General features: G+C 69.6%; 23 protein-coding genes. 20 read left to right on the top strand and 3 right to left on the bottom strand.

What is annotated here, in order from left to right:
* Window positions 1-130: 130 nt before the first annotated feature.
* The 10 genes from DU484_RS09405 to pdhA all read left to right on the top strand — a co-directional run bounded on the left by DU484_RS09405 (window position 131) and on the right by pdhA (window position 7,791).
* Window positions 131-1,489 (top strand): D-aminoacyl-tRNA deacylase, encoded by a 1,359-nt coding sequence (locus tag DU484_RS09405; protein WP_114605776.1) that lies wholly within the window; start codon window positions 131-133, stop codon window positions 1,487-1,489.
* A 130-nt stretch (window positions 1,490-1,619) separates the two neighbouring features.
* On the top strand, window positions 1,620-2,777 hold the full coding sequence (gene ftsZ, locus DU484_RS09400) for a cell division protein FtsZ (protein WP_114605775.1): 1,158 nt from the start codon (window positions 1,620-1,622) through the stop codon (window positions 2,775-2,777).
* A 101-nt stretch (window positions 2,778-2,878) separates the two neighbouring features.
* The gene (locus tag DU484_RS09395; protein WP_114447741.1) at window positions 2,879-3,160 is read left to right on the top strand and encodes a 50S ribosomal protein L44e; all 282 of its coding nucleotides are present in this window, start codon (window positions 2,879-2,881) and stop codon (window positions 3,158-3,160) included.
* Window positions 3,157-3,330, top strand: a complete 174-nt coding sequence (locus DU484_RS09390; protein WP_114585808.1) for a 30S ribosomal protein S27e — start codon at window positions 3,157-3,159, stop codon at window positions 3,328-3,330. Before DU484_RS09395 ends, DU484_RS09390 begins: the two co-directional genes overlap by 4 nt.
* Window positions 3,331-3,333: 3 nt before the next feature.
* Window positions 3,334-4,134 (top strand): translation initiation factor IF-2 subunit alpha, encoded by an 801-nt coding sequence (locus DU484_RS09385; protein ID WP_114605774.1) that lies wholly within the window; start codon window positions 3,334-3,336, stop codon window positions 4,132-4,134.
* Between the two features lie 82 nt (window positions 4,135-4,216).
* Window positions 4,217-4,399, top strand: coding sequence for an RNA-protein complex protein Nop10 (locus DU484_RS09380; protein ID WP_114585806.1), 183 nt, complete (start codon window positions 4,217-4,219; stop codon window positions 4,397-4,399).
* A gap of 5 nt (window positions 4,400-4,404) precedes the next feature.
* Entirely contained in the window at window positions 4,405-5,163 is a 759-nt protein-coding gene (locus DU484_RS09375) for a proteasome assembly chaperone family protein (RefSeq protein WP_114585805.1), read from the top strand.
* 66 nt (window positions 5,164-5,229) lie between these two features.
* On the top strand, window positions 5,230-5,826 hold the full coding sequence (locus DU484_RS09370; protein WP_114605773.1) for a J domain-containing protein: 597 nt from the start codon (window positions 5,230-5,232) through the stop codon (window positions 5,824-5,826).
* 3 nt (window positions 5,827-5,829) lie between these two features.
* A complete protein-coding gene (locus DU484_RS09365; RefSeq protein WP_114605772.1) occupies window positions 5,830-6,603 on the top strand; it encodes a metallophosphoesterase in 774 nt (257 codons plus the stop codon).
* A gap of 87 nt (window positions 6,604-6,690) precedes the next feature.
* Window positions 6,691-7,791, top strand: coding sequence for a pyruvate dehydrogenase (acetyl-transferring) E1 component subunit alpha (gene pdhA, locus DU484_RS09360; RefSeq protein WP_394338761.1), 1,101 nt, complete (start codon window positions 6,691-6,693; stop codon window positions 7,789-7,791).
* A 6-nt stretch (window positions 7,792-7,797) separates the two neighbouring features.
* On the opposite strand, the gene DU484_RS09355 is transcribed toward pdhA, so the two are convergent.
* The gene (locus DU484_RS09355) at window positions 7,798-8,481 is read right to left on the bottom strand and encodes a PH domain-containing protein (RefSeq protein ID WP_114585801.1); all 684 of its coding nucleotides are present in this window, start codon (window positions 8,479-8,481) and stop codon (window positions 7,798-7,800) included.
* Window positions 8,478-9,113, bottom strand: coding sequence for a PH domain-containing protein (locus DU484_RS09350; RefSeq protein ID WP_114585800.1), 636 nt, complete (start codon window positions 9,111-9,113; stop codon window positions 8,478-8,480). Before DU484_RS09350 ends, DU484_RS09355 begins: the two co-directional genes overlap by 4 nt.
* 65 nt (window positions 9,114-9,178) lie before the next feature.
* Between DU484_RS09350 and DU484_RS09345 the strand changes: the two genes are divergently transcribed.
* Window positions 9,179-9,874, top strand: a complete 696-nt coding sequence (locus DU484_RS09345) for a ribonuclease H-like domain-containing protein (RefSeq protein WP_222844896.1) — start codon at window positions 9,179-9,181, stop codon at window positions 9,872-9,874.
* On the opposite strand, the gene DU484_RS09340 is transcribed toward DU484_RS09345, so the two are convergent.
* Complete coding sequence (locus tag DU484_RS09340) at window positions 9,871-11,151, bottom strand: NAD(P)/FAD-dependent oxidoreductase (RefSeq protein WP_114585799.1); 1,281 nt, start codon at window positions 11,149-11,151, stop codon at window positions 9,871-9,873. The two genes, DU484_RS09345 and DU484_RS09340, sit on opposite strands and share 4 nt — an antisense overlap.
* Window positions 11,152-11,237: 86 nt before the next feature.
* Here DU484_RS09340 and DU484_RS09335 point away from each other — a divergent pair, with 86 nt between their 5' ends.
* The 9 genes from DU484_RS09335 (at window position 11,238) to DU484_RS09295 (ending at window position 18,352) form a co-directional block, all read left to right on the top strand.
* On the top strand, window positions 11,238-12,407 hold the full coding sequence (locus DU484_RS09335; RefSeq protein WP_114585798.1) for a pyridoxal-phosphate dependent enzyme: 1,170 nt from the start codon (window positions 11,238-11,240) through the stop codon (window positions 12,405-12,407).
* A gap of 68 nt (window positions 12,408-12,475) precedes the next feature.
* Window positions 12,476-13,153, top strand: a complete 678-nt coding sequence (locus DU484_RS09330) for a metal-dependent transcriptional regulator (RefSeq protein ID WP_114605770.1) — start codon at window positions 12,476-12,478, stop codon at window positions 13,151-13,153.
* On the top strand, window positions 13,150-13,863 hold the full coding sequence (locus DU484_RS09325; RefSeq protein ID WP_114605769.1) for a TMEM165/GDT1 family protein: 714 nt from the start codon (window positions 13,150-13,152) through the stop codon (window positions 13,861-13,863). Before DU484_RS09330 ends, DU484_RS09325 begins: the two co-directional genes overlap by 4 nt.
* 43 nt (window positions 13,864-13,906) lie before the next feature.
* Window positions 13,907-14,599, top strand: a complete 693-nt coding sequence (locus tag DU484_RS09320; RefSeq protein ID WP_114585795.1) for a LysE family translocator — start codon at window positions 13,907-13,909, stop codon at window positions 14,597-14,599.
* A gap of 84 nt (window positions 14,600-14,683) precedes the next feature.
* A complete protein-coding gene (locus DU484_RS09315) occupies window positions 14,684-15,178 on the top strand; it encodes a hypothetical protein (protein WP_114605768.1) in 495 nt (164 codons plus the stop codon).
* Window positions 15,179-15,267: 89 nt separating this feature from the next.
* Window positions 15,268-16,437 carry a M24 family metallopeptidase gene (locus tag DU484_RS09310; RefSeq protein WP_114605767.1) on the top strand — a complete coding sequence of 390 codons (1,170 nt, stop codon included), beginning with the start codon at window positions 15,268-15,270 and terminating at the stop codon, window positions 16,435-16,437.
* Window positions 16,438-16,482: 45 nt separating this feature from the next.
* Window positions 16,483-17,652 (top strand): MFS transporter, encoded by a 1,170-nt coding sequence (locus DU484_RS09305; protein ID WP_114605766.1) that lies wholly within the window; start codon window positions 16,483-16,485, stop codon window positions 17,650-17,652.
* A gap of 98 nt (window positions 17,653-17,750) precedes the next feature.
* Window positions 17,751-17,981 carry an antitoxin VapB family protein gene (locus tag DU484_RS09300; protein WP_114585791.1) on the top strand — a complete coding sequence of 77 codons (231 nt, stop codon included), beginning with the start codon at window positions 17,751-17,753 and terminating at the stop codon, window positions 17,979-17,981.
* The gene (locus DU484_RS09295; RefSeq protein ID WP_114585790.1) at window positions 17,978-18,352 is read left to right on the top strand and encodes a type II toxin-antitoxin system VapC family toxin; all 375 of its coding nucleotides are present in this window, start codon (window positions 17,978-17,980) and stop codon (window positions 18,350-18,352) included. The genes DU484_RS09300 and DU484_RS09295 overlap by 4 nt, the downstream gene beginning before the upstream one ends.
* The last annotated feature ends 71 nt before the right edge of the window (window positions 18,353-18,423 follow it).

Raw genomic sequence — 18,423 nt, 5'->3', positions numbered from 1 at the left:
GGTGTGGTAAGGCCGTACCGCTGGTTCGCCACGACGATCCGGCGAACCATCGGAGCACCGTTACAACGATCCGTACGACCGTCGGGCCACGAATCGAGTTCGTTTTGAGGATCGACCGCGAGGATTCGCCGTGATCGCACTCGTCGTCAGCCGCGCCGACAGCGCCTCCGAACACGTCGGCGAGCAGTTGCTCGACCTCGGGGACTGGACCGAACGCCACGACGACTCGCGACCCGACGCCGACGGCGGCGGCACGTACTACCGGACCGACGGGTTCTCGCTTCGCACCTTCGACGACCTGCACATCTACCTAGAGCGTCCGGACGCCGCCTTCGACGACCCGGACCTCCTCGTCGTCGTCTCCCGACACTCGGGGGAGACGGGACCGCTCCTCACCGCCCACTTCACGGGCAACGTCGGCGACGCGGAGTACGGCGGCGAGCCGGGGCAGTTCGCCCGCGCCTGTCCGAACGCCGCCGCCGAGGCCGTCGCGGCGCTGGATCGATACGCGCCCGAGGGGTACGAGGTGGGCACCGAATGCACCCACCACGGCCCGACCGACGTGGGCGTCCCCTCGATGTTCGTCGAACTCGGGAGCGACGAGGCGCAGTGGTCGGACCCGGCGGGCGCCGAGGCCGTCGCCCGCGCCGTCCTCGACCTGCGCGGCATCGACGCGGATCGGGACAAGCAGGTCGCGGGCTTCGGCGGCGGCCACTACGCCCCCCGGTTCGGGCGCGTCGTCCGCGAGACGGCGTGGGCCGTGGGCCACGTCGCCGCGGACTGGGGCCTGGAGGCGATGGGGAATCCGGCCACGAACCGCGACGTACTCCGGCGGGTCGTCGAGGCCAGCGCGACGGAGTACGTCCTCGTCGACGGCGACCACGGGGGACTGGCGGGCGTCCTCGACGACCTGGGGTACCGCGTCGTCACCGAGACGTGGCTCCGGGAGACGAGCGACCACTCCCTCCCCCTCGTCGAGGCCGTCGAAGCCCGGATGGATACCGTGAGCGAAGGACTCCGGTTCGGGGACGTGACGCCGCCGGTCGACGGGAACGGGGACCCGGCGGACGCCGTCGTCGTGACCGACCTGCCGACGGCCCTCGTCGACGCCGCCCACGGCGTCGACGCCGCGGCGACGCGGGCCGCCGTCGCCGGCGTGGCCGTCGCCTTCGAGACGACGGAGGGTGGGACCCGCCCCAGCGGCCGGGTCGCCCTGCCGGCCGACGATCCGACCGCCGCGGCCGACGCGCTGACGGAGGCGCTCGCGGCCGTCCTCCGCGAGTCCTACGACGAGGTGACGCGTCGAGACGGGGAGGTCATCGCCCGGACCGAGGCGTTCGACCCCGCGGCGGCGCAGGACCTCGGCGTGCCGGAAGGACCGGCGTTCGGCCGCCTCGCGAACGGCGAGGCCGTCGACGTGGACGGCGAACGGATCGATCCCGACGCGGTGCGGACGGAGCGGACCGAGCGGTTCCCGGCCGCCGAATAGTGTAATTCTTCGTATGTTTGTCTGACGCACGCACGACGCATCCAGTCGTTCGGTTCGTCGAGTCGTCAGACACGCGCGTGACAACGGGCGGAAAGATAATGAGGCTGGTGTAAGAACGCGTGAGCATACCATGGACTCCATCGTGGAGGAAGCAATCGAGGATGCCGAGGAGCCGGGGGATGGGACCGCGGCCGAGGTGGACGCCAACCACGCACCCAGCACCGACGCGTCGCCGAACGAGGCGAATCGAACGGGCAAGATGACCGACGAGGAACTCGAAGACGTTCTCGAGGACCTCCAGACGGACATCACGGTCGTCGGCTGCGGGGGCGCCGGCGGCAACACCGTCAATCGGATGGCCGAGGAGGGAATCAAGGGGGCCAACCTCGTCGCCGCCAACACCGACGTGCAGCATCTGGTCGACGTGGAGGCCGACACCAAGATCCTGATGGGGGAAGAGAAGACCGGCGGCCGCGGCGCCGGGTCGCTCCCGCAGGTCGGCGAGGAGGCCGCCATCGAGAGCCAGGAAGACATCTACGGCGCCATCGAGGGGTCGGACATGGTGTTCGTCACCGCTGGCCTCGGCGGCGGCACCGGCACCGGCTCCGCGCCCGTCGTCGCCGAGGCGGCCCGCGAGTCCGGCGCGCTCACCATCGCCATCGTGACGACGCCCTTCACCGCGGAGGGTGAGGTCCGGCGCACCAACGCCGAAGCCGGCCTCGAACGCCTGCGCGACGTGGCCGACACCGTCATCGTCGTGCCCAACGACCGCCTGCTCGACTCGGTGGGGAAACTCCCCGTCCGGCAGGCGTTCAAGGTGTCCGACGAGGTGCTGATGCGCTCGGTCAAGGGCATCACGGAACTGATCACCAAGCCCGGCCTCGTCAACCTCGACTTCGCCGACGTGAAGACGGTCATGGAGAAAGGCGGCGTCGCCATGATCGGCCTCGGCGAGAGCGACTCCGAGCAGAAGGCCCAGGACTCGGTGCGGTCGGCCCTGCGGTCGCCCCTGCTCGACGTGGACATCTCCGGCGCCAACTCGGCGCTCGTCAACGTCACCGGCGGCACCGACATGGCCATCGAGGAGGCGGAGGGCGTCGTCGAGGAGATTTACGACCGGATCGACCCCGACGCGCGCATCATCTGGGGCACCTCCATCGACGAGGAACTCGACGGGACGATGCGGACGATGATCGTCGTCACGGGCGTCGAGTCGCCACAGATCTACGGCCGCGGCGAGGACGCGCCGGCGCCCGAACCGGGCGACGACATCGACTACGTGGAGTAGTCGCTCTTTTCCAGTCGGTGGGGTTGACGGTCACGAACGCCGACGCCGAACCAAACGGGTTTTAACGCCCGACGCGAAAGTGCCGGCAAGGTAGATTATCTATGCAGATGCCACGCCGATTCAACACGTACTGCCCGCACTGCAACGGGCACTTCGAGCACGAGGTCGAGAAAGTGCGTCGCGGCCGCGAGACGGGGATGAAGTGGATCGACCGACAGCGCGCCCGCGCCAAGGCCACCATCGGCAACGCCGGGAAGTTCTCGAAGGTGCCCGGTGGCGACAAGCCCACCAAGAAGACCCACCTGAAGTACCGCTGCGCCGAGTGTGGCAAGGCCCACATGCGCGAAGGATGGCGCGCCGGTCGACTGGAGTTCCAGGAATGACGGGGAGCTTCTTCGCCGTCGAGTGCGCGGACTGTGGTAACGAGCAAACGGTCTTCGGCAAGGTGTCGACGACGGTGAACTGCGCGGTCTGTGGCAGCACGCTCGCCCGCCCGACCGGCGGTCAGACGGCGTTCGAGGGCGAAGTCGTCGACACCGTCGAGGCACGGTAAGCGATGAAATACAGTGGCTGGCCCGATCAGGGTGAACTCGTCGTCGGCAAGGTCGACGAGATAACCGACTTCGGCGTCTTCGTCGACCTCGAGGAGTACGAGGACAAACGGGGCCTCGCGCACATCAGCGAGGTCGCCAGCGGCTGGATCAAGAACGTCCGCGACCACGTCCGCGAGGGGCAGACGGTCGTCGCGAAGGTGCTCGACGTGGACGAGGGGTCCCAGCAGATCGACCTCTCGATCAAGGACGTCAACGAGCACCAGCGCAAGGAGAAGATTCAGGAGTGGAAAAACGAGCAGAAGGCCGACAACTGGATGGCCATCGCCTTCGGCGAGGACGTCTCCGACGAGCGCTACGAGTCGGTGGCGAACGCCCTCCTCGCGGAGTTCGAGAGCCTCTACGACGCCTTCGAGTCCGCGGCTATCCACGGAACCGAGGCGCTGGACGAGGTCGACCTCGACGACGACGACGTGGCGACGGTCGTCGAGACGGCCCGCGAGAACGTCTCGGTCCCCTACGTCAACGTCACCGGCTACGTCGATCTGGAGTGTCCGACCGGCGACGGCGTCGACCACATCAAGGCGGCGCTGCAGGCCGCGGAGGGCAACGGCGAGGTGAGCGACGAAATCGAGCTCTCGGTGTCGTACGTCGGCTCGCCGGAGTACCGCATTCAGGTGCAAGCCCCCGACTACAAGACCGCGGAGTCGGCGCTCGAAGCCAGCGCCGAGCGCGCACGGGAGTCGATTTCGGCGGCTGGCGGCACGGGGCGGTACCACCGCGAGCGCGAGACCGACGACGAGTAGTAATGGTCGTTGTAGGTCATCACCGGCGGTTCGCCGACGAGTTCCGGCGAACCGCCGGAAAACAGCTACAACTACCCTTTCAATGAAATCCGACATCCGAGTGTGTTCGGCGTGGCACGACCGACACGACCGCCCCGTCTACACGCTCGGATCGACGTGCCCCGACTGCGGCGCCGAGGCGGTCAACAGCGCCCCGGCGCCGTTCGATCCGGCGGACCCGTACGGGAAGTACCGACGCGCTCTTAAGCGCCGCGAACGCGAGTAGGCGGTATGGACGCCATCGAGATCGAGACGGTCGCGGAGCCGACGCTGTCGGACCCGGTGCTCGTCGAGGGGCTTCCCGGCGTCGGACACGTCGGGAAACTCGCCGCCGAATACCTCTTAGAAGAGTTCGAGAGCGAACTCGTCCGGCGGGTGTACGCAGACGAGTTCCCGCCGCAGGTGAGCATCGACGAGGAGGGCGTCGCCGAGTTGGTCTGTGCGGAGTTTCACGCCGTCGAGACGGCGGGCCGTGACCTCCTCGTCCTCACCGGCGACCACCAGGCGGGGAGCAACGCCGGCCACTACCACCTCACGGAGTCGTTTCTCGACATCGCGGAGGGGATGGGCGTCGCGGATCTGTACGCCCTCGGCGGCGTCCCGACGGGCGAACTCATCGAGGAGTATCACGTCCTCGGGGCGGTGACGGACGCCGACCTGAAGGCCGACCTTGAGGCGGAGGACGTCGAGTTCCGCGAGGACGAACCCGCAGGGGGCATCGTCGGCGTGAGCGGCCTGTTGCTCGGCATCGGCCGCCGTCGAGGCCTCGACGCCACCTGCCTGATGGGCGAAACGAGTGGCTATCTGGTCGACCCCAAGAGCGCCCGTGCGGTACTCGAAGTGCTCGAAGCGGTCCTCGACTTCGAACTCGATTACGAGTCGCTGGAGGACCGCGCCGAGGAGATGGAGGAAGTCGTCGGCAAGATTCAGGAGATGCAGAACCAGGGCGCCCAGATGCCGACCGACGACGACCTGCGGTACATCGGCTGAGGAACCGGGAGCGGCGAACCGCCAGCGGGCGAGAGCTTCTTTACGACGCGTCGCTAACGGCCGACCGTGCTACCGGAGTGGGTGCAACTGTTGCCGCCGTGGATGCTGGCTGGCGTGGGGATGGGCGCCGCAGCCGTCGTCCTCGTGGCCGGTATCTTCGTCGCCGGCGACCGCCTGTTCCCCACCGCGCCGACCGACCGCGGGCCACGGATCGACGGCACCGACCGGCGGCGGGGCGAGATTCGAACCTACCTCGGCTCCATCGGTGAACGGTACGTCGAGGACGCGGATGTCGAGGGCTACACCGTCGCCTTCTACCTCCCCGAGCGGGAGGTGGCCATCACCTTCGATCCGCAGGCCTTCTTCGCCATCGAGCGGTCGGGGACCCACGCCATCCTCTGTGAACACGAGATGCCCGGCCACCAGTTGGGGCGTCGCCTCCCGTTCCGGACGCCCGATCAGGGGCGGCGGGCGGGGCGCACGTCGACCCGAATCGGTGCGGCCTTCGACCGCCTCGGCCTGCCCCCGACCGCCGACACGGACGAGGTGAAGGCGGCCTACCGGCGGCGGGTCAAGCACGTCCACCCCGACCACGGCGGGGACAGCGAGTCGTTCAAGCGACTGCAGGACGCCTACGCGACGGCGAAGGAACACGCGGACTGAGCGGTGCCGCCCGACTGCATCCTCCACGGCCGGACGGCGTATCTCCCCACGGCGTCGACGCTCGTCGTCGCCGACCTCCACGCCGGGCGCACCCATCCCGAGGAGCGTCGCTCCTCGCCCGCGACGAACGCCGGCATCCTGTTGAACGAGCGCCGCGACCTGCTGGATCGGCTGTCGGCGGCGGTGGCAGCGACGGACCCGGAGACGGTGGTGTTCGCGGGCGACCTCTGTCACCGGTTCGGGGCGCCGAGCGAGCGAACCGCCGGCACGGTCCGAGCGCTCGCGGGGGCGGTCCGCGCGGCGGGGGCCCGCCCCGTCGCCGTCGCGGGCAACCACGACGTGGGACTCGGGGGCGTCTGGCCCGGGCCGGTCCACGACGCCTACCGTCTCGCCGACGACACTCTCGTCTGTCACGGCCACGAGGCCCCGGACGAACCCGCCGAGCGGTACGTCTGTGGTCACCTCCACCCAGCCATCGAAATCGAGGGTCGAAAGCGTGACTGCTTCCTGTACGATCCGGCGGGATACCGTGACCGGCCGACGCTGGTCCTGCCCGCGTTCTCGACGTTCGCGGCCGGACTCCGGATCGAGCGCCGTGAGGCCGTCGACTCGCCGCTGGTGCCCGACCTGGACGCCGTGCGGCCGGGGGTCGTCGACGGCCCACGCGCCACGGAGAGTCGGTCGGCGGCCGACGACGACGGGGCGGAGGGCACCGGGACCGGAGAGACGCTCTGGTTCCCACCCCTCGCCGACCTGCGACCGTACCTCCGTCGATAGGGTTTACTCGGCGGAGCGTGACGACCGACGTATGCACCGACGGGTAGCGGATCGATGCGGCTGGCGGCGCCCAGCCGCCGGGGGTGACTGACCGTGGACTACGACGACGGCGAGTTCGTCCGGGTCCTCGACGAGGACGGCCACGTCGTCGACGAAGAGACGATGCCCGACCTCTCCGACGAAACGCTCGTCGGCATGTACCGGGACATGCGCCTGACTCGTCACTTCGACCAGCGGGCGATCAACATCCAGCGGCAGGGGCGGATCGGCACCTTCGCCTCCGCCGCGGGACAGGAGGGCGCACAGGTCGGGTCGACGTACGCGCTGGCGGACGACGACTGGATCCTCTATCAGTATCGCGAACACGGCGCCGTCGTCGTCAGGGGTCTGGACGCCGGCTACCTCGAATACTGGATGGGTCACGAGTCGGGCAACGCCAGCCTCGCCGACAAACATATCTTCCCGCTCAACATCGCCATCGCGGACCACCTCCCCCACGCCGTCGGGATGTCGTGGGCGTCGAAGCTGAAAGGCGACGACCGGGCGGCGGTCGTCCACTTCGGCGACGGCGCGACCAGCGAGGGCGACTTCCACGAGGCCATGAACTTCGCGGGCGTCTTCGACACGCCCACTATCTTCTTCTGTAACAACAACGGCTGGGCCATCTCGCATCCGGTCGAGAACCAGACGGCGACCGACACCATCGCGGTGAAAGCCGACGCCTACGGAATGCCGGGCGTCCGCGTCGACGGCATGGATCCCCTCGCCTGCTACGCGGTGACGAAAGAGGCGGTCGAGCGGGCACGGAATCCGGCCGAGGGCGAGACGCGCCCGACCCTGATCGAGGCGGTAACGTACCGCTTCGGCGCCCACACCACCGCGGACGATCCGACGGTCTACCGTGACGACGAGGAGGTCGAGAAGTGGAAGGCGCGCGACCCTCTGTCGCGGTTCGAGGCGTTCCTCCACCGGACCGACCGCCTGGACGACGAGTTGGACGCCGACATCCAGGCCGCGGTCGAGGACCACGTCGCGAGGATCATCGACGAGTCGTCCGAGTTCGAGGCCGATCCCGAGTCGATGTTCGACGACGCGTACGCGGAGTTGCCCCCGGAGTTACGGCGTCAACGCGAGGGCTTCCTGTCGATGCTGGAGCGGTACGGCGACGAGGCGTTCCTGCGGGACTGACGGCGGTCAGCGGTCGGCCTCGGCGTCGTCGGTCGACGATAGGGTCGACGCCTCGTCGTCACCGGTCGTTCGAGACGTCTCCGACGCCTCGCTGTCGACGAGTCGGCGTTCGATCCGTTCGAACGCTTCGCGGGTGGCGCGCACCTCCTCGATCAGTTCGGTCAACTGTTCGGCGGTGGCGGGGGCGCCGCCGTCGCTCGCGTCCTCCTCGCCGCGTTCCGACCGGCGGCGCTGGAGTTCGGTGATGCGGTCGCGGACGGCCGGAGCGTCCGGAATCCCGTCGAAGGAAATCTCCGCGCCGCTGCTGCCGGCGGTGCTGATCGAGATGGAGCCGTAGTCGAACTGCTTGCCCCAGAAGCTGCGGTTGTACTCCGTGTTCTGGATGCGGTCCAGATCCACCGTCTCGATATTGGTCGAGAAGACCCCCGACTTGACGTACAGCGACTCGGTGGTGACGACGTAGTCCGTGTTCTGGATGCGCAGGTAGGCGAAGGGAAGACCGAGCAAGATGAGGAAGCCGATGAGGACGACGGTCAGGAGGAGGCCACTGAGGATGGTCCCGTACAGCGTCTCGAACGCCGGCCGACCCATCCAGACGACTTCCTCGCCGGGGTCGAGCGAGAGCCACTCGGGCGGTCCGTCGTCGCCGGTCGCGGTGCCCGTCTCGCCCGCAGTCGCGGCGTCGCTCATCGGTCGCTCACCCCGCGTTCGACGCGCGCCGCCGACTCGCGGAGGGCGCGGAAGTCGGCCAGCAATGCGTCGGCGGTCGATTCGTCGAGCGGCGTCGTCGTCTCGGGGTCGACGCGCGAGCGACGGGTGCCGATCAGCCGCCGCATCTCCGCCCGGACGGGTTCGGGGTCGTCCAGGTCGGTAAACCGGAGGTCGACGCCGTCGGAGCCGGCGGTGCTGATCGAGATGGTGCCGTAGTCGAACTGCTTGCCCCAGACGTCCTTGCTCAGGCTCGTCCGCTCGACGGTCGACAGGCCGATCCGGGAAACCCGTGTCGAGAGGACGCCGGACTTCCGGTAGCAGTTCCGGTCGGTCAGCACGTACTCGACGTTCGTCGTCCGGAGGTACGCCCACGCGACGGCGGCGACGGCCGGGACGGCGAGCAGGAGGGCCGCCCCCGCGAGCACGACGCCCGGGAACGCACGGACGGGGAGGGAGGTGACTCGTGGGCCCACCGTGACGGCGAGGACGAGGAGGGCGATCCAGAGCGTTGCGGCGGCGGCCGTGGGCAGGATGCGCCGGACGCGAGGCGCACCCTGCCAGACGACCGTCTCATCGGCGTCGGTGGAGAGCCAGTCGGGACGGGAGTCCATACCGCCGCTTCTCGCGTGGGGGTGGTAAAAGTGGGGCGTCGTCCGCGGCGATCCGAGCCCTCAAGATGGATGCCGAACACACGCTCTACCGAATGCGCTACGCCCGCGACGACCCGGGGGACGACCGGATCGCGACCTTCGACATCGAGACGACGGCGACGGACCCGACTGACGGGGAACTCGTCTCCGTCGGCGTCGGGGTCCACGACCGTGCCGAGCCGTTGACCGAGGCGACCTACGAGACGTTCCACCGCGAGGACGGCGAGGCGTCGCTCGTCGACCGGGCGATGACCCGTCTCGCCGCGGCCGACGCCGACGCCCTCGTGACGTACAACGGGATCGAGTTCGACCTGCCGTTCGTCGAGGGGCGGCTCGACCGACTCGGCGCCGACGTCGACCTGCCGGCCGTCGCGTCGCAACCGGGGCATCTGGACCTCTTTCTCGACCGGAAGCGCCGCGCCGACGAGGCGGGGGAGAAGTGGCCGAGCCTGGAGGCGTGTCTGGAGTCGTACGGTCACGCGCCGCCGCAGACGGTCTGGCGGGGCGCCCCGCTCACGAACGGGCGGTTCGGCGAGGAGCTGGGCCCGGCGTACCTACGGACGCTCGGCACCGAGACGGGAGCGCGGTTCCGGGCGTCGCTCGCCGAGGTGGTGGATCACTACCTGATCGGCGATCTGGAGGCGACGCTCGCGCTCTACTACGCTGATCTCGGCGAGTCGGTCGAAGGCGCGTATCTCGGCACCGAGCGCCGGTTCGACTAATCGAGGTCCGCGACGACGGCCTCGGCGGCCTCCCGCCCGCTCCGCATCGCGCCCTGAATCGACGACCACGCGGTGTAGTCGCCGGCGAGGTAGACGGGACCGTTCGGGTCGCGGGCGTCGGGCAAGTCGTCGTGGACGCCCGGCGGCTGGGCGAACTGTGCGAACTCGATCCGTTCCGTCCGGACGGCTTCGAGGCCGCCGAAGAGGCGTTCGGGATACCACGCCGCGAGGGCGTCGCGGGTCGATTCGAGGAGATCGGCCTCGTCGACGTCCAGAGCGTCGGCTCCCAAAAAGGTGGCCGCGAGGAGCGTCCGGCCGTCGGGGGCGTAGGAGGTGGCGACGGAGGACAGCGGGACGACGATGTTGGGGCGGTCGTCCGCCGCGTTGAGGTGGATCTTTCGCCTGTCGTCGAGGGGCGTGTCGTCGGGGAGCGCACAGTAGAGCGTCGTCGAGGGGCGTGCGGTCGTCGGAATCGCGGCCACGCCCGTCAGCCGGCGGGCGGTCCGTGGATCGGCGGCGACGACGACGGCGTCGAAGTCGACCGTCAGCGTCTCCGTCTCGACGGTCGCCCGGTCGCCGTCGGGGGAGACGGCGGCGACGGGTTCGTCGAGGTGGATCGTCGCCCCGGCGTCGCGTGCGCCCTCGGCCAACTGCGCCGGGACGGCGGCCATCCCCTCGGCGGGGAGAGCGATCTTCCCTTCGCTCATCGCCTTGAACGTGTACTCGAAGACCCGCTTGGAGGTCGAGAGCGAGCGGTCGAGGGTGATGCCGCCGTAGAAGGGGGCGACGAAGTTCTCGATGTAGTCGGTCGAGAAGCCCCAGTCGCGGAGGTAGTCGTCGATGGGGGCGTCGTCGCTCTCGAAGATGGCCGCCTCGTCGCGGCCGCCGACGTGTTGGCGGAGCGCGAGCGTCCGGAGTTTGTCCGTCGTCGTCACCTCGCGGTTGAAGATGGAGTCGGTGAGCGAGAAGGGGTCGCGCAAGGGGTCCGAGAGGACCGACCGCTCGCCGGGGCGGGCGATGACCGCGCCGGGCGAGAACGCTTGCAGGTCGAGAGCCGAGAGGTCGAGTTCCCGTCGGACGGCGGGGTAGGCGGTAAAGAGGACCTGAAAGCCGCGGTCGATGGTGAACCCGTCCTCGTGGCGGGTGCGGACCCGGCCGCCCACGTCGTCACGGCGCTCGAACACGGTCACGTCCGCGCCCACGTCGGCGAGGTGGCGGGCGGCGACGAGCCCCGCCAACCCGGCGCCGACGACGGCGACCGACGGTGTATCGTCCATGTCGGTCGGTCGGGGGGCCGAGACAAAGAACTCACGGACGACGGGAAGAGGGACAGGGATTTGCGCGTTCGGGCCGAGGGCCGCACATGGACACCTCCGACGCCTTCGTCGGCCTCGACTGCACCGCGACCGGCGACCGATACGCGCCCGACCGCGCCGGGCGGAGCGACGCCGACGCGCCACTTTCTCCCGTCTACGACCTCGATACCGTGGACGCCGCCGCCCTGCCGACCCGTCCGGACTCGATGTGGGACTACGACGCCCTCCTGCCCGTCCCCGCGGACCGCGCCGTCTCGGCGAGCGAGGGGGCGACGCCGCTACTCGACGCGCCCGGACTCGCGTCCGACCTCGGCGTCGGGAGCGTGTGGCTGAAAGACGAGGGCCGAAACCCGACGGGGACGGTCCTCGACCGGGGGCTGTCGGTCGCGGTGACGATGGCGCACGCTCACGACGCCGACCTGCTGGCGCTCGCGGCGCCCGGAAACGCCGGGCAGTCGGCGGCGGCCTACGCCGGGCGGACCGAGACGGATCTGTACGCCTACCTCCCCTCGCGCGCCCCCTTCCCGAACAAGGCGATGGTGAACGTCCACGGCGCCGACATGCGCGTGATCGGGGGACGCTACCCCGACGCGCTGGAAGCCCTCGAATCTGATCTGGCGCGCGAGTGGTACTCCCTGCAGGAGTTCACGACGCCGTATCGACACGACGGCGCGAAGACGCTCGCCTACGAAGTCGCCGCCGCGCGGGACTGGTCGGTTCCGGACGCCGTCGTCGTCGCCGTCGGCACCGGCGAGACGCTCGTGGGCGTCGCACGCGGGTTCCGTGACCTCGAAGCACTGGGGCTGACCGACCGGGTGCCGCGGTGTTACGCCGCCCAGCCCGAGGGGTGTGCGCCGGTCGTCGCGGCCCACGAGGACGGGACGGACGTGGCGCCGGTCGAGTACCCCGACACCATCTGTGGCGAACTGGAGGTGCCCGCGCCGGCGGGTGGGTCGATGGCCCTCGACGCCGTCGAGTCGACGGGCGGCGGCGCGGTGGCCGTCGCCGACGAGGACCTCCTCGAGAGCGCGGTGACGCTCACCCAGCGGCTCGGGACGGAGGTGGGCGCGACGGGCGGCGCGGCCGCCGCGGGCGCGTGGGCGCTCGCCGAGCGCGGCGACTTCGGGCCGGACGACTCGGTTCTCGTCGTCAACGCCGACGCGGGCGTGAAGACGGCGGACGTGCTCCGCAGTCACCTGATGGGACAGGGCGTCTGAGACACCACCGACCCACGGTTTCGGTACAATAGGTTTATAGATTAGACGCGTCAAATCCGGGTAGAGTGATGTTGAGCGACGCCATGGAGGACTACCTCAAGGCAATCTACCGCCTCCAGTCGGAGGGTGGTGCCCCGGTGTCCACCTCGGCCATCGCCGACGAGGTGGGGAAGACGGCGCCGACGGTGACGAGCATGGTGCAGAAACTCGCCGACCAGGGACTGCTGGAGCGCGAGAAGTACAAGGGGGTCGAACTCACTCCCGAGGGGGAGACGGTGGCGCTCGAAGTGCTCCGGCACCACCGCCTGCTGGAGGCGTATCTCGCCGAACACCTCGACTACTCGTGGACGAAGGTACACGAGGAGGCGGACGCCCTCGAACATCACATCTCCGAGGAGTTCGAGCGGCGGGTGGCGGAGGCGCTCGGCGACCCGGAGGTGGACCCGCACGGCGACCCGATTCCGGGTGCCGACCTGCGACCGCTGGAGGGCGACGAGACGACGCCGTTGAGCGACCACGAGCCGGGCGACCGGGTCGTCGTGAGTCGGGTTCGTGACCGCGACGAGGACGAACTCGCCTACCTCGACGACGCGGGCGTGCGGCCGGGGACGGAGCTCGAAATCGTCGACGTGGCGCCGTTCGGCATGGTGACCGTCCGCATCGGCGACGCGGAGCAGAGCCTGCCCGAGTCGGTGGCGCGGACCATCCGGGTGCGGTCGACCGAGACGGAGGTGAGCGACGTGTGACCGGCTGGCTCGAAATCCTCACCGTCGCCTTCGTCGCCCAGCTCGTCGTCCTGCCCGGCGAGAAGGTGCAGTTCATCATCGCGGGGCTGTCGACGCGGTACAACCCGCTGGTGGTCGTGGGCGCCGCGGGCACGGCCTTCGCCGGGTGGACGGCGCTCGAAATCCTGTTCGGCGAGGCGCTCCAGCGGGCGCTCCCACCCGTCGTCCTCGACGGCTTCACCGCTGCGCTCTTCGCAGTCTTCGCCGTCCTGCTCTACCGGTCGGCGCCCTCGGGCGGCGAGCCGGAGCGGGTCGATCCGGCGGCGACCGACGGCGGCGTGGCCGCGCTCTCCGACGACTTCGAGCCGACGGTGTTCGGCCGGGAGGTGCCACAGGTGTTCAACAACGGCTTCGTCCCCATCTTCGCGATGATGGCCGCGGGCGAGTTCGGCGACAAGACCCAACTGGTGACCATCGGCCTCGCCGCGCAGTACGGCGCCCATCCCGCCATCTGGGCGGGCGAGATGCTCGCCATCATCCCCGTGAGCCTCGCGAACGCCTTCTTCTTTCACAAGTTCTCGCACCGACTCGACCTCCGGAAGGCACATTTCTTCTCCGCCGGTCTCTTCGCCTTCTTCGCGGCGGATACCGTGCTGAGCATCGTCACCGGCTTCTCCGTCTGGGAGACGGTCGTCTCCGCGGCGTCGACGGCCGTTCTGAGCCTGCTCTGACCGCTTCGGAAGCGTTATTTTTCGCCGGCGGCGACGGCTACCCGTGCCGAATCCCCTCCCGTCGCTCCTCGCTGGCGTCGTCTTCGGCCTCGCGCTCGCCGCCCCGCCGGGACCGATGAACGCCGTCATCGCCGAGGAGTCCGTCAACAACGGCTGGCTCGCGGGCGCCCGCACCGGCCTGGGCGCGATGACCGCCGACGCCGTCTTCTTCGTCGGCTCGCTGTTCGGCGTCGTCGCCTTCGTCGAGCGGTTCCCGACCGTCCGCGCCGCGATGGTCGGCGTCGGCGGCGTCCTGATGTGCTATTTCGCCTACGGCGCCGCGAGGGACGCGGTCGGCGACGTGGAGACCGTGCCGTCCGGCGACGGCGCGGCCCGGAAAGCGGCCACCGGCTTCCGCAAGGCGTTCGTGCTCGCGCTCACCAACCCCTACCAGATCCTCTTCTGGCTCACCATCGGCGTCGGACTGCTCGAACCGGGCGAACTCGACGTGCTCTCGTATACGCCCTACGTGGGCGCGGACCTCGCCGGCCTGCTGGTGGTACGGACCGGAAGTCCCGCGCTCATCGTCGGCTTCTTCCTCGGCATCACGCTGTGGATCACAGGGTTCCCGGCGGCGCTCCGAGCGGCCCAGCGCCGCGTCGCCGCGTTCGCGCCCGTCGTCGCCGGCACGAGTGCGCTGGTGCTGGCCGGGTTCGGCGTCGTGTTCTTGATCGACGCCGTGCGGACGCTCGTATGATCGACTTAATCCGGATTAACTCGCCAACATCGGTGTTGATCGTCGCCCCGGTTTATGCAGTAGTCGACCCAGTGGCCGACTGCAATGGCACTCTCGAAACCCCTGATCGTGGTCCTCTCCGTGTTGCTCGTCGCCGGTGGTGGCGTCGCCGCGACCGGCGTGGCACAGACCGACGCGGACACGTCGACGACGGCCTCCGTCTCGGCGCTGGAGATGGACGCGACACTCGGTAACGAAACGGTCACCGTGACCGTCGCGGACGACGGCACGCCCGTCGAGAACGCCTCGATCACCGTCGAGGGCGACGAAGAAGTCACGGTCACGACCGACGCGAACGGCACGGCGGCCGTCGACCGGTCGAACCTGACCGAGGACGGCGAGTCGCTGGACGAACTGGAAGTCGAGTACGAAACCGAACACGCCGAGGGAAGCCTGGAGTTCGTCGTCCAGAACGGCTCGCTCACGCTCGTCGAAGAGAAGTACGAGTACGACGTCGAGGAGGATGAAGACGACGAACGCGACGACGAACGCGACGACGAACGCGACGACGAACGCGACGACGAACGCGACGACGACTGACGACGGTCGATCGGTCGGGAGTGGGTTCGACACCCGGTGAGGGCACTCCCCTGCCAAGCGTTTTCCCGTTTCACCTCCCACAGTCGTCTATGCAACCCGACCTCTCGCCCCTCGATTCCGCCCTCGGCGACGACACCGACGGCTACCTCCTCGACGCCGACGGCACCGACTCCACCCAGCGCTACCTCTCCGGCTTCGACGCACCCGATCCGTTCGTCACCTGCTATACGCCCGACGGGGTCCACCTCCTCGTCTCGGGGCTGGAGTACGGCCGCGCGACGAAGGAAGCCCGCGCCGATACGGTGACCCGCCTCTCGGCGTACGACTACCGGGACCGGATCGGCGAACTGGGGCGCGCGACCGGCCGGGGGGCCGTGGTCGCGGACTTTCTCGCCGACCACGGCGTGGACCGGGTGGCGGTGCCGGGGCGCTTTCCCCTCGGCACCGCCGACGGCCTCCGCGAATCCGGCGTTGCAGTCCGCGTCGACGAGTCGGACGCCGTCGCGGAGCTTCGGGCCGTGAAGACGGCCGAGGAAATCGAACACGTCCGCCGCGCCCAGCGGGCGAACGAGCGGGCGATGGCGGCCGCCGAGTCGCTGATCGAGTCGGCGTCGGTCGTCGAGGGCGTCCTCCACCGCGACGGCGACCCGCTAACCAGCGAGGCGGTCAGGCGGGAGATCGAGCTGACGCTCGTCCGCGAGGGCTGTGCGCTGGACGAGACCATCGTCGCCTGTGGCGCCGACGCCGCCGACCCGCACAATCGAGGATCGGGTCCCCTGCGCGCCGACGAGCCAATCGTCGTCGACATCTTCCCGCGCGATACGGAGACGCGGTACCACGCGGACATGACGCGGACGTTCGTGAAGGGGGAGCCGACCGAGATGCTGCGGGAGTGGTTCGACCTGACCGACGAGGCCCGGACGGCCGCACTCGACGCCGTCGAACCCGGCGTCACGGGCGGCGCGGTCCACGACGCGGCCTGCGACGTGTACGAGGACGCCGGCCTGCCGACGCTTCGGAGCGATCCGGACGCGGAGACGGGCTTCATCCACAGCACGGGCCACGGCGTCGGCCTCGACGTGCACGAACTCCCGCGGGTCGCGCCGGACGGTCCCGAACTCGAACCGGGGAACGTGATCACCATCGAACCGGGGCTGTACGACCCCGACGTGGGCGGCGTGCGCATCGAGGACCTCGTGGTCGTCACCGAGGACGGCTACGAGAACCTGACGGAGTACCCCGTCGAGTTGGTCCTCTAACGCCGGAATCGCAAGGCACTTCGTCGGCGTCGGCGCATCGCCAGTGTGAACTGGCGGTACCGCCACACGGTCCTCGGCCTCTGTACGCTCGCGTTCGCGTCGACGATGCTGGCCCGGTTGGTCATCAGTCCGGTCGTCCCCGACGTGACCGACGGGTTCGGCGTCTCCACCGGCGCCGTCGGCCTCGCGCTCTCGGGCATGTGGGCCGCCTACGCGCTGACGCAGTTCCCCTCCGGCATCCTCGGCGACCGCTTCGGCGAGCGACGGGTGATCCTCGCCGCGGTGGGCATCACCGGGTGTGCGAGCCTCCTGCTCGCCCTGTCGCCGACCTTCGCCGTCTTCGCGGTGCTGACCGTCGCCCTCGGCGCCGGCGCGGGCCTCCACTACAGCGTCGCCACCACCCTCCTCACGAAGGAGTTCGACGATATCGGGCGGGCCATCGGCGTCCACGTCGCGGGCGGGCCGCTGGCGGGGCTGATCGCCCCCGTCGTCGCCACCGCGGTGGCGACGCGGTACGACTGGCGGGCGGGGGTCGCCGTCGGCGCCGCCGTCGCCGTCCCCGTCTTCGTCGCCTTCGCGTGGCGGATCGAACCGACGCCGCCGGAGCGTCCGGACGAGTCGATGCGGGATCGCATGGCGATCAAACCCCTCGTTGCCCTGCTCTCGCGGCCGCCCATCGCCTTCACGACGCTCGTCGCCTTCCTCGGCGCGTTCTGCTGGCAGGCGACGGCCTCCTTTCTCCCCACCTTCCTCGTCGCCTTCCGCGACCTGCCCGAGACGAGCGCCGGGCTCCTCTTTTCGGCCTACTTCGTCGTCAACGGCCTCTCCCAGCCGACCATCGGGTGGGTGTCCGACCGGATCGGCCGCGACGGCGCCGCCGCCGCGACGATGGCGCTCGGTGTCGTCGGCTACGCCGCCCTCGTGATCGGGCCGCGGGTCGCGCTCCTGCCCGCCGTCGTCTGCGTCGGCGCCGCGATGACGTGGGGAGCGCCGCTCCAGTCCCGCTACTTCGACACCTTCGAGGCCGACGAGCGCGGCGCCGCGTTCGGCCTCGTCCGCACCGCGTACATGATCCTCGGCGCCTCGGGGAGCGTCGTGGTGGGCGTCCTCTCCGACGTGGCGGGATGGGAGGCCGCCTACGGCCTGCTCGTCGGCGTGATGGGGCTGGGACTCGCGCTCTTGCTCGGGAACCGTGCGCTTCGGCTGGGGCTGTAGTCGGCCGGGCGAGGCGGCACCACGCGAGGCGGCGCTGGCCGGCGCGTGGTCCCCGAGCGTTGAAATGTATGTACAGAGTAGTAATACACAGATACACAATGCCGAGCAAGACGATCAGCGTGAAAGAGGAGACGTACGAGCGACTCTCGCGGTCCAAGGGAGAAGGGGAGAGCTTCAGCGACGTGATCGACCGCTTGCTCCGGACGGAGGACGACCACCCGCTCTACCACCTGGTCGGCGCGCTGGACGAATCGGACGCCGAGAGACTGCGCGAGCGTGCCCGCGGGTTCCGCGAGGACGTCGACGGTCGCATGAGCGCCGACGGATGATTCTCGATTCGTCGTTTCTGATCGATCTGCTGGCCGAGGATACGGGTGCCGTTGCAAAACTCGAAGAGATCGACGACGAACTGCTGGCGGTGCCAACGCTCGTGTACACCGAAGTCGGCGTCGGTCTCGACGGCGGGTCGGACGGGGAGCGCCGCTTCGAAGCGGCCATGGATCGGATGACGCTCGTTCCCTACGACGCGGAGGCCGCGCGGCGGGCCGTCGACATCCAGCGAACCCTGCGCGAGAACGGGCACCCCGTCGGGGCGGTCGACGCGATGATCGCCGGTATCGCCCTCGCACGAGACCAACCGATCGTCACGCGTAACGCGGACGAGTTCTCGCGGACGCCGGCTCGAATTTCGCCGTACTGATACTGTTCGTCAGACCGGTGGGGCGCCGGACCGTCCCGGCGAACCGCCGGGACGCAGTTACAGTGAGCCGT

This window comes from Haloplanus rubicundus, from assembly GCF_003342675.1.
In the GTDB taxonomy this organism is placed as follows: domain Archaea; phylum Halobacteriota; class Halobacteria; order Halobacteriales; family Haloferacaceae; genus Haloplanus; species Haloplanus rubicundus.
Note: the sequence above shows the minus strand (reverse complement) of the source record. Positions and strands in the feature narration are given on the sequence as shown.

Coding starts and splice junctions, on each gene's coding strand:
- ftsZ (WP_114605775.1), top strand. CDS start 1,620: ATGGACTCCATCGTGGAGGAAGCAATCGAGGATGCCGAGGAGCCGGGG.
- DU484_RS09395 (WP_114447741.1), top strand. CDS start 2,879: ATGCAGATGCCACGCCGATTCAACACGTACTGCCCGCACTGCAACGGG.
- DU484_RS09390 (WP_114585808.1), top strand. CDS start 3,157: ATGACGGGGAGCTTCTTCGCCGTCGAGTGCGCGGACTGTGGTAACGAG.
- DU484_RS09385 (WP_114605774.1), top strand. CDS start 3,334: ATGAAATACAGTGGCTGGCCCGATCAGGGTGAACTCGTCGTCGGCAAG.
- DU484_RS09380 (WP_114585806.1), top strand. CDS start 4,217: ATGAAATCCGACATCCGAGTGTGTTCGGCGTGGCACGACCGACACGAC.
- DU484_RS09375 (WP_114585805.1), top strand. CDS start 4,405: ATGGACGCCATCGAGATCGAGACGGTCGCGGAGCCGACGCTGTCGGAC.
- DU484_RS09355 (WP_114585801.1), bottom strand. CDS start 8,481: ATGAGCGACGCCGCGACTGCGGGCGAGACGGGCACCGCGACCGGCGAC.
- DU484_RS09350 (WP_114585800.1), bottom strand. CDS start 9,113: ATGGACTCCCGTCCCGACTGGCTCTCCACCGACGCCGATGAGACGGTC.
- DU484_RS09345 (WP_222844896.1), top strand. CDS start 9,179: ATGGATGCCGAACACACGCTCTACCGAATGCGCTACGCCCGCGACGAC.
- DU484_RS09340 (WP_114585799.1), bottom strand. CDS start 11,151: ATGGACGATACACCGTCGGTCGCCGTCGTCGGCGCCGGGTTGGCGGGG.
- DU484_RS09335 (WP_114585798.1), top strand. CDS start 11,238: ATGGACACCTCCGACGCCTTCGTCGGCCTCGACTGCACCGCGACCGGC.
- DU484_RS09330 (WP_114605770.1), top strand. CDS start 12,476: ATGTTGAGCGACGCCATGGAGGACTACCTCAAGGCAATCTACCGCCTC.
- DU484_RS09315 (WP_114605768.1), top strand. CDS start 14,684: ATGGCACTCTCGAAACCCCTGATCGTGGTCCTCTCCGTGTTGCTCGTC.
- DU484_RS09310 (WP_114605767.1), top strand. CDS start 15,268: ATGCAACCCGACCTCTCGCCCCTCGATTCCGCCCTCGGCGACGACACC.
- DU484_RS09300 (WP_114585791.1), top strand. CDS start 17,751: ATGCCGAGCAAGACGATCAGCGTGAAAGAGGAGACGTACGAGCGACTC.
- DU484_RS09295 (WP_114585790.1), top strand. CDS start 17,978: ATGATTCTCGATTCGTCGTTTCTGATCGATCTGCTGGCCGAGGATACG.